We start from the raw sequence: 10,522 nt of genomic DNA, 5'->3' as shown, positions 1-10,522 counted from the left end.
CTAATTTACAAAAAAACTAAAAATTTAAGAGCCTGTCAGCTTCTACTTGGCCATAGAAAACTAGAGAGCACTGTCAGGTACTTGGGAATAGAAGTTGATGATGCGTTAGAAGTATCAGAACAGATCGATGCTTAAATTTGAACCTAAGCCAGACTCGAAGTTAGAGTCTGGCACGTGCCATAATCCGACCTTGAGACACATAGAGATTAAGACTGCAAAGATACGAAAGCGGAAGTTAGCTTTGGCCTGTTTAACGACAAATATTCCGACAAAGCAGTCATGACTATTAGTTTATTGTTAAATCTAATCTTTCTTTTCGTTCATCTACTCAATAACCCCACGCTAAACGTGACTTTAGCGTGGGGTTAGAGTTCACAGTAATTTTATCTGGATAGCTCTTTTATTTTTTTCTCTGAAAACCAGCGATATAAAACAGGTAAAACAAATAATGTTAACAGTGTTGCAGTTACCAAGCCGCCAACAATAACACTCGCTAATGGGCGCTGTATTTCTGCACCAACACCATTAGACATTAACATCGGTATCAAACCTAAAGCTGATGTTATAGCAGTCATAAGTACAGGTCTTAATCTTGAAGTAGCGCCTTCAAAAACGGCTTTAGATGCTTCTAGACCGTCTTTAATACGTTGGTTGATACTTTCTACCATAACGACCCCATTCAATACCGCTACACCAAATAAGGTAATAAAGCCAACGGAGCTTGGTACAGACAAGTATTGTCCAGATAAATATAAGGAGAAAACTCCGCCAATTACAGCAAGCGGCACGTTGACCAATATCAGCATAGCTTGACCAACAGAACCAAAGGCAAAGTAAAGTAGTAGTGCGATTAGTGCTAACGATAAAGGTACAACTATAGCTAACCTATTTTGAGCACGTTTTTGACTTTCGAACTGGCCGCCAATCGAAACAGAATAACCTGAAGGTAAGTCAACCTTTTCAGCAATTACCGTTCTGATATCGGCAACCACGCTTCCCATATCTCGATTTTGTACATTTGCTTGGATAACGACTCTTCGTTGTACATCATCGCGTCTAACTTGTGGTGGGCCTGACTCAAATGAGACTGAGGCTACGTCACCCAGCCGCACCCAAGCACCAGTAGGTGATTGAAGCCGAATATCAGCAATAGCTTCTTTGTTACTTCGGTACTCTTCCTCTATGCGAACGTAAATATCATAACGTTCATTACCATTGATTATTTGTCCGGCTTCAACACCACCAATACCATCACGCACAACCTCCATTATGTCACTCACAGACAATCCAAAGCGTGATAGTTCTTGCCTGTTAGGACTTATCACCAATTGCGCTTCACCAGCAATTTGCTCCAATGCAACATCCCTTGCACCTTCAATGTTTTTAATTGCTGTTTCTATTTCTTGACCTTTAGCCGCCAGTACCTCAAGTTCAGGCCCAAACAACTTTATCGCCAACTGAGCCTTAACACCAGATAGTAGCTCATCGACACGAGTCGCAATAGGTTGAGAAAAGTTGAGTAGCAACCCAGGGAATTCTTCTAAAGATCTCTCCATTTTTCCTTGAAGTTCATATCGATTAGATGCACTGGTCCACTCAGAAACAGGCTTCAACCCTATGTAAATTTCGATGTTATTCACAGGCTCTGGGTCTCCACCTATTTCTGCTCGACCAATTCGGCTTAATGCATAGGTTACTTCAGGGAAAGCCATTAGTTTTTCTTCTAGAATTGGTGCCACAGTGAGCGCGGTATCTAAACTGGAAGAAGGTGCAAGCGTTGCTCTTAAGTTTATCGTCCCTTCTTCTAACTCAGGTACAAATTCAGTACCAATTAATGGAACTAATGCAAAGGCAGAGAAAACTAATATAAGTGCGGCTGAAATGACTAATTTGGTGCGTTTTAGTGCGAATGTAAGCCCTTTTCTGTAGAGTTTGTCTAATGGCCTAAGAACAAAGCTTTCCCTCTCTTTTACACCTGACTTAAATAAATAAGTAGCTAAAGCGGGTACAACAAACAACGCAACCACAATAGCAGATATAACAGCTAAAATGATGCTTATTGCCATAGGTTGAAATAACTTTGCCTCAACACCTTCAAAGCTAAATAAAGGCGTAAATACGACTAAAATAATAGAAGCTGCAAAAAATACGGGACGAGCCACTTCTTTACCCGCATTTTGAAGACGTAACTTAATACCATGCTCATCTTGTTCTACATCATGTGGATCAGTATCAGCACTAGGCACTCTTTCTTTTACAGTTTTTAAATGGGTAGAGTCTGGTCTATTTAAATGCTTAAACATGTTTTCAACCATCACGACTGAACCATCAACTAGCATACCAATGGCTACGGCAATGCCACCCAATGACATAAGGTTTGCAGAAATGCCCCACCAAGCCATGATCATTAACGCGATACCAATTGAAATTGGAATAGATATTAGGACAAGGAAGGTTGCACGTATATTCATTAAAAATAGTGCTAATACAATACAGATGAAAATAAATGCTAGTAATAGTGCATCAACTACTGTATCAACGGCTTTTTCAATCAAATCAGCCTGATCATAAAATGGTTCAAAGCGAACACCTTTAGGCAATGCTTGATTAATCAATGGGATTCTTGCATTGATACCATCAATGGTGGCTTTAGTATTAGACCCCATGCGTTTTAAGACAATGCCAGAGACAACTTCACCTAAATTTTCGACTTTACCGTCTTCGGTTTTGCGCGTCATTGTGACAGCACCTTGACGAATTTCACTGCCCATTTCAACTTTAGCAATATCCGAAACCGTCACAACTGTCCCATCAACTGTTTTGACGGGAACTTGTTTGATATTACTAATACCAGCGTCACCACTTTCAAACCAACCTGCACCTCTAATAACAAGCTGCTCTTGCCCACGGTTCATATACCATCCGCCAACATTGGCATTGTTGTTATCTAGGGCACCAACAACGTCTTCTTGCGTTAGGTTATAAGAAAGAAGCTTAGATGGATCTACATTTACTTGGTACTGCCTAACAATACCTCCAAAGGAGAGTACATCAGTAACACCATCGACAGGCATAACGAGTAATTTTACTACCCAATCATTGAGACTCCTGAGTGCCATAGCATCATAGCCTGCATCTTTATCTGAAATAAGAAGGTACTGAAATACTTGGCCTAGCCCTGAGGTGTTTGGCCCCATTTCGGGTGTGCCGACACCTTCTGGTATCAGTTCTTTTGCGGCTTGAAGACGCTCAAATACAAGTTGTCTTGCAAAGTAAATGTCGGTGCCTTCTTTGAAAACAACCGTGACGCCAGACAAGCCTGTTTTAGAAATTGAGCGCACTTGTTCTACATCAGGTAAGGCATACATGACCGCTTCAATGGGGTACGTAATGAGTTGTTCAACTTCTTCAGCAGCTAGTCCTGGCGCTTCAGTATTTACAGCAACTTGAACATTAGTAACATCAGGAAAGGCATCTAAATTTAGTTTTGGTATAACCATAATTGCGCCGACAATTGTGGCAAACAGCGCAATCAAAATCAGGAGTCTATTATTAACAGACCAATCTATTATTTTATTAAACATAGTCTTGCTCCTTAGTGGTTATGCGGATCAAATCCGCCTTTAGCGATTTCAGAAGCAACAAAAAATGCGCCTTTGGTTACAATTCGCGTCCCACTATCAAGGCCAATGATTTCCCTAAAATCACCTAAGGCTCGGCCTAGTTCTACTTCTACAGCTTTAAATTCTCCAGGGTGGTCTTCGACAAATACGGTCCAATCACCATCTGCGCTGCGGATCAATGCTTCTTCTGGCACAGCCATCACTTTCTGCTTTGTGGCAAACTGAAAGTAAACTTTTACAAACATACCTGAATGAAGGTTATCATCAGCATTCTGTACCCCCAATCTAATAATTCTTGTACGAGTTACGGGATCAATTGTATGGGCTTCTTGGATAACTTTGGCATTGTAACTCTGGCCTTCTAATTTAAGTACCGCAGGAGAATCAATTGATAAATTTAGCTTTTTATTTGGAGAAACTTTTGCTTCAACCCATAGTTGTTTTTCATCAGCTAACAACATGACTGAATCCCCAGCATCAACACGTTGCCCTTGGATAAAGTCGTCTTGAAGCACGACACCTTCACGGTGCGCCGTTAATGCATATTGTCCAAATGCTTTAATGTCTTTGTTAGAAATACCATTTATTGCTTTTTCAGTTAACCCTAAAGCAATGAGCTTGCCATAGCTCGCATTGTATGTTGTTTCAGCTTGTAATAATCGACTTTCACTCACCGTCTTATTACCCAGCTTTTTTACACGTTGCCATTCGGTTGAAGCGATTAAATAGTCAGCTTGTGCTTGTGCCATTGCTTCACTAAATAATGTAACTAACTTCTGACCTATTTCTACATACTCGCCAAGCGCTGCATGGCGACTGATAATGACTGACTCTGTACGTGGTGATACCACATAACTTTTATAGCCATTAGCTTTTATTTCGCCAGGTGCATATACGGAGCTAAATTGATATTCAGGCTTAACACTTTCCACTTTAATGTTAGCAAGCGACATCTTCTTTGGATCAATAGTGATACCTTCTTCATGTCCTTCTTCTCCCTCTTTATTACCACCTTCATGGCCGTGCTCGTCATGGTCACCTTTATCTTCTTCATGTCCCTTTTCGTGTTCATGCTCATCTTGATGTTCTTTTTCTTCTTGTTTCGAAACGTTTGTGACAGAACCAGTTCCATCTGACGACTGTGCAAAAGCATCATGATTTGTAGTAAACCCAACTAACAGGCAGCTAATTACTACGGCTAAAAATTTTTTACTAATTACTGTATTCATTTTTGTAACCTATATTTTTAATAAATTTAAGATTTCGTTTTTCGCTACTGAAAAAACAAAGCGCTCAAATCTCAAATTTGGATAACTGACCCATACTTAAAATGAAGGATATTTCTGCAAGCTTGAATTGATTTTCCAAACGTATTCCTGCATGAAGCCCTTCCGCACGTTGATTTAATGCAAGTAAGTAGTCAGAAGTATTAATGTCACCAGCTTCCCAGCGCTTATTTAATAAGTTTTCGCTGCTATCTAATCTGCCTTTTGTCAGTTTTTGCCATTGCTCATAATATTTTTTACTGACAATAAGCGATTCATAATTAGCTTTTGCTTCAAATGACTGCTTTCGATAAACCGACCGAAAGTTAGCCTCTGCTGCAATTGCTTCTGAATAAGCGGCTTTAACAGTATCTGAATAGTTATTTCTGATATTTAAAGGCATTGAGAAAGTCACGCCAATCAAGTCTTCATCTCCACTTTTCCCTGCGTTAACTCCAATGGTTGGATTGGCTTTAGATTCCATAGTGGTTAGTTGAGCTTTAGATTGTTTTATCTTCCATTGCGCTCTAGCGAGTTTAACTTTTGGATGTTCCTCAACCCACTGAGAGTTAAATGAATAGTTTGTTGCTCCAAAAGTAAATGAAAACAAATTGGTAGTATTAGGCGTCCAATCAGGCAATAACTCCTGAACATTTACCTCTGCATTTTTCAAAGCAATTTGCGACTCAGATATTTCACTGAAAACTTGGGACAAGTTTAAATAAACCAGTTCAGCGTCAAGTGGCTCTAAAAGTCCTGCTTTTCGCTTATCTTCAATAATTCCAACGAGCGTTTGTAATTGATTTTCTCTTACTGAAAGTAACTGAGCCACCTTTTTTGCTGCTTGCCAATTAACTATTGCAGTTAAAGCGTTAGCCTTTTTAGAATCGAGTAGAGATAACAATTGTTGCTGGTTTGCATAAACACCAATTTCACCAATGCTTTTATTTGCTGATTGCTTATCCCAAAAATCAATCGTTTGACTGATACCAATAGAATAATTATCAAAATCACCCTCTTTTTCATAGCTTGCTTCAAGCTCTGGGTTATATACGGCTTTAGTTAAGCTCTTGGCTCTATGATTACTTGCATTAAGTAACTCTTTAGCCGCAACAACTTCGGGATCTTTATTTATTTGACTATCTAGCCATGAAATACTTTTCTGTTTGGCATAAGTGGCAACTGAAAAACTCACAGCCATACATAAAGACAGGACTAAACCTGCATTTTTTAAATATATATACATAAAAATTCTTAATTTTAAAATTAATAAACACGAAACCTTTATCCATTATTAAAGGATAAATAGGTCATTAAAAATTAATCTAATTAAGAAATGGGCGGACGAAGTATCGCTTCAAGAAAGGTACTTGTTTGATCAATTTGATAAGGCGTTTTATTGATAATGTTTAGTTTGCCCGTGGTATTTGAATTACTGACTAAAATCCAAGATAAGTGGCTGCCACTGCAATGTCCGCAGTGATGACAATCTTTTTCATTATGCTGCTCATCACCTACATTATCATTTGAGACATTTCGATCATCTGCATGATCATGTTGAATTTGAAGGTGCTCTATATCTATTTGGTGATTCTCAGGTGTTGCGGATACAACAGCAGTTAACGATTGCAAAACAATCGAAACGACTAATAGTATTTTTAACGCAACATTGAATTTCAAAATAAACACCTACTTAAATATGAAAAATTATAATATCAAAAAAAGGTTTTCTAAACTAGCCATGCGCATGTTTTTCATGCTCGTCACGGCAAGTTTCTTGAGGAAACTCAAACTCAATGGTTGTATGAGATAAATTATAAGAAGAAAGTTCCTTAGCCACTTGTTGTTTTAGCCTAATTAATTTATCAACCTCAAAGTTATGGGCTAACTCTAGGTGAGCAGTTAATACGTGACTTTCCCCGTCTAATGACCAAAAGTGCATATGATGAATCCCATTAATTTCAGGTATAGCCTTTATCGCTTTTTCAATATTATTCTGCACTTCTTCATCAGGTGTAGCTTGAAGAAATAGTGCCAATGTTGTTTTCAGGTTTTTCAAAACGTTAAACAATATAAACAGTGTAAAGCCTATAGAAAGCAAAGGATCTAATATTGGTAGATCTACAAAAAGCAGCACGATAGAAACAATTAGGACTGCAACCCAGCCAAGTACGTCTTCAAGCAAATGCCACGTAAGTACTTTTTCGTTCAGCGTTTTACCCGCTTTTAGTTTAAATACTGCATACCCATTAACAGCAACCCCAAGTAATGCAAGACCCAACATTCCTTCAGCCATTGGCATTTCAGGATTAGATAATCTTGGTATTGCTTCAAATAGCACCCAGACAGAACCAATAACTAATACAATACTGTTAATTAATGCGCCAAACAGGGTAAGACGACGATAGCCATAGCTAAATCTATCGGATGCTTCTTTATCCGAGAAACGACTCAGTATCCAAGCGAATCCTATAGATAAACTGTCACCCAGGTCATGTACAGCATCAGCCATAATAGCGGTACTGTTGGTTAGCCAACCACCAATAAATTCGATAATAGTAAATGAAACATTAAGGAAAAATGTCCAACCTATACGGTCGTCTTTTCCATGCGAATGGCTATGGCTATGATTGTGCATTTTCCACCTCAAGAACTTTTAAATTTCTTACATTGACTACGTTAAAATTGATAAAGTGACGGATCACTCGTTGATACATCCAACGTTTGATTCCTGATAAGTTAGTTCCTTTTTCGAGATAAAACTCATCAGGGGAATTATAAACACCAAAATCATCATGAATACCTTCTTTTTGTATATAGGTATCTTGACCACGCCAATCTGTATCTGGCGAAGAGAAACACTTTGTTGCAACACCATAACCACAAAATTCGTTTTTTATTTGACTAAATTTGTGCTGTAGTGAACTTAAATATTGTTCATCTAATATAAAGCCTTCTAAGTTTATCCAACGATCCTTGAAATAAACTTCAATCCAACTATGAATGATATATTTAGGTGCTAACCAAAATACATAAGTTGGAATAGCTCCTTTTTGTAATCGCTGCTCAATAGTAAAGCCGTGAAAACGACATTGAATACCTAATCCTCGTAACAAAGCCATCAGCAAGTTACCCTTGGTATTGCATTGTCCGTAACCATCGGCTAAAACACTGCTTGCTGAAATATCATCACTCTCATTGTAACCAAATAATATTTCATCTTTAACAAATTGGTAGGCTGCACCAATTTTGTTGAAGTCATCGAGTTCTTGCCAATTACGCTCAGAAATTAATGATTGAATTGTAGAGTGTTCAAAATTTACTATCTTGGGTTTTTTCTAGATATTTGCTATTCATTGATGTTTCCTTACTTTGAACAACCAAAGGTTGATTGTTTATCTTCATTTGGTGTTTAACGTGTTTTCTCAGCAACAGCTAATTCTTGTTTAGCATCGCTTAGTATTCGGTAAGCGCCTCGAAGAATTAACATTGAAATGATGCTACCAATGACGATATCAGGCCAACGCTGTTTCAGCACCATAACGAGTATGCCTGCGATAACGACACCAAGATTTGCAATTACATCATTCGCTGAAAATATCCAGCTAGCTCTCATATGTACTTCATCGTTGTTGTGCTTTCGAATAAGGATGAGACAAATCACATTTGCAACTAAAGCAACCATGCCTACGCCAATCATAAACCAAGAGTGAGGCTCACTTTCACCATACAGCCTTCTAGCAATATCCATTAGAATTAGCACGCCTAACCCCAGTTGGAAATAGCCACTCACTAAAGCAGCATTAGCCTTATGTTGGATTGACTTTCCCACCGCGTATAGTGCAATTGCATAGACGATTGCATCCGCTAGCATGTCTAACGAATCTGCAATTAAAGCCGTTGATTCTGATAACCAACCAAAGCCAATTTCAAAAACAAACATCGAGGCATTGATAGCCAGAAGCCAATAAAGCACCGTTTTTTGCTGGTTATCTTTTAGCTCAACTTCACACCCACAATCGCTCATTTTCATCTCCGATTAACTTGTATGCTCTAACTATAAATCCTATAGTGACTATAGGGTCAAGTTTATTTGGAAATTTTATGAAAATTGGTGAGTTATCGAAAACATCGGGGTATTCAGTACAAACCATCCGATATTATGAAAAGGAGGGCTTGCTGTCAGATCCTGATCGCACTGAAGGGAATTTCAGGTTGTATTCTAATAAGGCATTTAAAGAGCTAGAGTTCGTAAAGCATTGTCGAAGTTTAGATATTCCGCTTAATGATATTAAGCGACTCATTGAATTAAAAAACAAGCCAGAGGAGAGTTGCTCTAGTGTAAATGCATTAATTGATCGGCAACTAACTTTAGTTAATCAACGAATGAAGGAATTGAATGCACTCAAAAAAGAGTTAAAACTAATGGCAAGCTCTTGCGGGTCTGACGGTACAATTGAAGTCTGTGGCATTATCAAGTCATTAGATAGTTGAACTAAATATAACTTTAGATTAGTAGTATTCACAAAGGCAATAATGAAAACCATTGGCAAATTAGCACAATCATTAAATTTAAATGTAGAAACCATTCGTTTTTATGAACGAGAAGGACTGATTACACAACCTGAAAAACCAATATCTGGTTATAGACAATATGACGAATCAATAGCAGGACAACTTAGGTTTATCACAAAAGCCAAAGCGCTCGGCTTTACGTTAAGAGAAATAAAATCGCTAATGTCTATGGACAGCAACTGCGCTCAAGTTGAGCTATTAAACCGACAAAAGTTAGCAATCATTCGAGACAAAATTAATGACCTTCAACGTTTAGAGAAAGTAATTGTGGGTATGACAAATACCTGTATGCAAAACGAAGATCCAACACATTGCCCCATAATTGACTCATTAAAATGATTGACTCCGTACTTGTATACGGAGTTTAGAATGATGGTAATATCAACCAATAGACTTTCAAATGATAAATAAAATATTAGACAGAGTAGGCTCTAGTGGCGTTTGGCTAGCGGCACGGCCTGCCTCCCTGCATTAAGGTCACTTGCATCGGCATTAGGACTAGGCTTCTTCTCTCACTTCGAAGGAATAGCTGTAAATACGCTTTTACCTATTTTTGCATCTTTGGAACTATTGGTAAACTTATACAACTGGCACAAAAATAAAAACCATACCAGAGCTGTCTTCAGCATTCTAGGGCCTGTAGCAGTGCTATTAACGCTTTATCCTCTTTGGCTATATGATTGGAGCACATACCTATTTTACTTTGGTATTTGCTTAATGGTCGTTATGTCGGTTTTGGATATCGTAAAACCAGTAAGGGAGCAAACATGCAACGTATGGCTAATTGCCGTCGTTGAAACGATTAACGGTCAATGTCTGCTTTTCGCTCTAAGCGGACTAGAAAAAATTTCACAAAATTTATTAATTAAATTTATAAACTCTTAAACACTAGGATGATTAAAAATTTATTGCCAAAAGAATCCTGGAATCAAATTTAGATTAGATCTATTTAAGATAAAGTTAGAGGGCTAGTGCTTTTTTAAATCATGCAATTGATAAAAAACTTTAGTCTCGTTGTAACTTCAAGATACCTTAGTGAAGCCAGAGCAAATTGATGGG

Annotated in this window: 9 protein-coding genes and 2 pseudogenes; 4 read left to right on the top strand and 7 right to left on the bottom strand. The window is 38.1% G+C overall.

Annotation, left to right across the window (positions count from 1 at the left end; translation table 11 throughout):
- Positions 1-135, top strand: a pseudogene (locus I6F42_RS16330) (integrase); the annotation flags it as partial.
- 248 nt (positions 136-383) lie between these two features.
- On the opposite strand, the gene I6F42_RS16325 reads toward I6F42_RS16330, so the two are convergent.
- The 7 genes and pseudogenes from I6F42_RS16325 to I6F42_RS16295 all read right to left on the bottom strand — a co-directional run bounded on the left by I6F42_RS16325 (position 384) and on the right by I6F42_RS16295 (position 8,915).
- Positions 384-3,584: an efflux RND transporter permease subunit gene (locus tag I6F42_RS16325; protein ID WP_004588883.1), complete on the bottom strand. Its 3,201-nt coding sequence runs from the start codon at positions 3,582-3,584 to the stop codon at positions 384-386.
- Between the two features lie 11 nt (positions 3,585-3,595).
- Positions 3,596-4,852 carry an efflux RND transporter periplasmic adaptor subunit gene (locus I6F42_RS16320; protein WP_002962258.1) on the bottom strand — a complete coding sequence of 419 codons (1,257 nt, stop codon included), beginning with the start codon at positions 4,850-4,852 and terminating at the stop codon, positions 3,596-3,598.
- Between the two features lie 64 nt (positions 4,853-4,916).
- On the bottom strand, positions 4,917-6,134 hold the full coding sequence (locus I6F42_RS16315; protein ID WP_008468875.1) for a TolC family protein: 1,218 nt from the start codon (positions 6,132-6,134) through the stop codon (positions 4,917-4,919).
- A gap of 83 nt (positions 6,135-6,217) precedes the next feature.
- Positions 6,218-6,568: a hypothetical protein gene (locus I6F42_RS16310; protein ID WP_004588885.1), complete on the bottom strand. Its 351-nt coding sequence runs from the start codon at positions 6,566-6,568 to the stop codon at positions 6,218-6,220.
- A 55-nt stretch (positions 6,569-6,623) separates the two neighbouring features.
- Positions 6,624-7,526, bottom strand: a complete 903-nt coding sequence (locus I6F42_RS16305; protein WP_004588886.1) for a cation diffusion facilitator family transporter — start codon at positions 7,524-7,526, stop codon at positions 6,624-6,626.
- A pseudogene (locus tag I6F42_RS16300) lies at positions 7,513-8,245 on the bottom strand (transglutaminase family protein). Before I6F42_RS16300 ends, I6F42_RS16305 begins: the two are co-directional and overlap by 14 nt.
- Before the next feature lie 55 nt (positions 8,246-8,300).
- Positions 8,301-8,915 (bottom strand): cation transporter, encoded by a 615-nt coding sequence (locus I6F42_RS16295; protein WP_004588888.1) that lies wholly within the window; start codon positions 8,913-8,915, stop codon positions 8,301-8,303.
- A 77-nt stretch (positions 8,916-8,992) separates the two neighbouring features.
- Between I6F42_RS16295 and I6F42_RS16290 the strand changes: the two genes are divergently transcribed.
- From I6F42_RS16290 to I6F42_RS16280, 3 genes are all read left to right on the top strand, one after another.
- Positions 8,993-9,382 carry a Cd(II)/Pb(II)-responsive transcriptional regulator gene (locus I6F42_RS16290; RefSeq protein WP_004588889.1) on the top strand — a complete coding sequence of 130 codons (390 nt, stop codon included), beginning with the start codon at positions 8,993-8,995 and terminating at the stop codon, positions 9,380-9,382.
- Between the two features lie 42 nt (positions 9,383-9,424).
- Positions 9,425-9,802 carry a MerR family transcriptional regulator gene (locus I6F42_RS16285; protein ID WP_004588890.1) on the top strand — a complete coding sequence of 126 codons (378 nt, stop codon included), beginning with the start codon at positions 9,425-9,427 and terminating at the stop codon, positions 9,800-9,802.
- Positions 9,803-9,904: 102 nt separating this feature from the next.
- The gene (locus tag I6F42_RS16280; RefSeq protein ID WP_231616384.1) at positions 9,905-10,348 is read left to right on the top strand and encodes a MerC family mercury resistance protein; all 444 of its coding nucleotides are present in this window, start codon (positions 9,905-9,907) and stop codon (positions 10,346-10,348) included.
- The last annotated feature ends 174 nt before the right edge of the window (positions 10,349-10,522 follow it).

Source organism: Pseudoalteromonas sp. SWYJZ12 (assembly GCF_015864395.1).
Classification (GTDB): Bacteria; Pseudomonadota; Gammaproteobacteria; order Enterobacterales; family Alteromonadaceae; genus Pseudoalteromonas; species Pseudoalteromonas arctica.
This window is presented reverse-complemented; position numbering and strand designations above follow the sequence as displayed.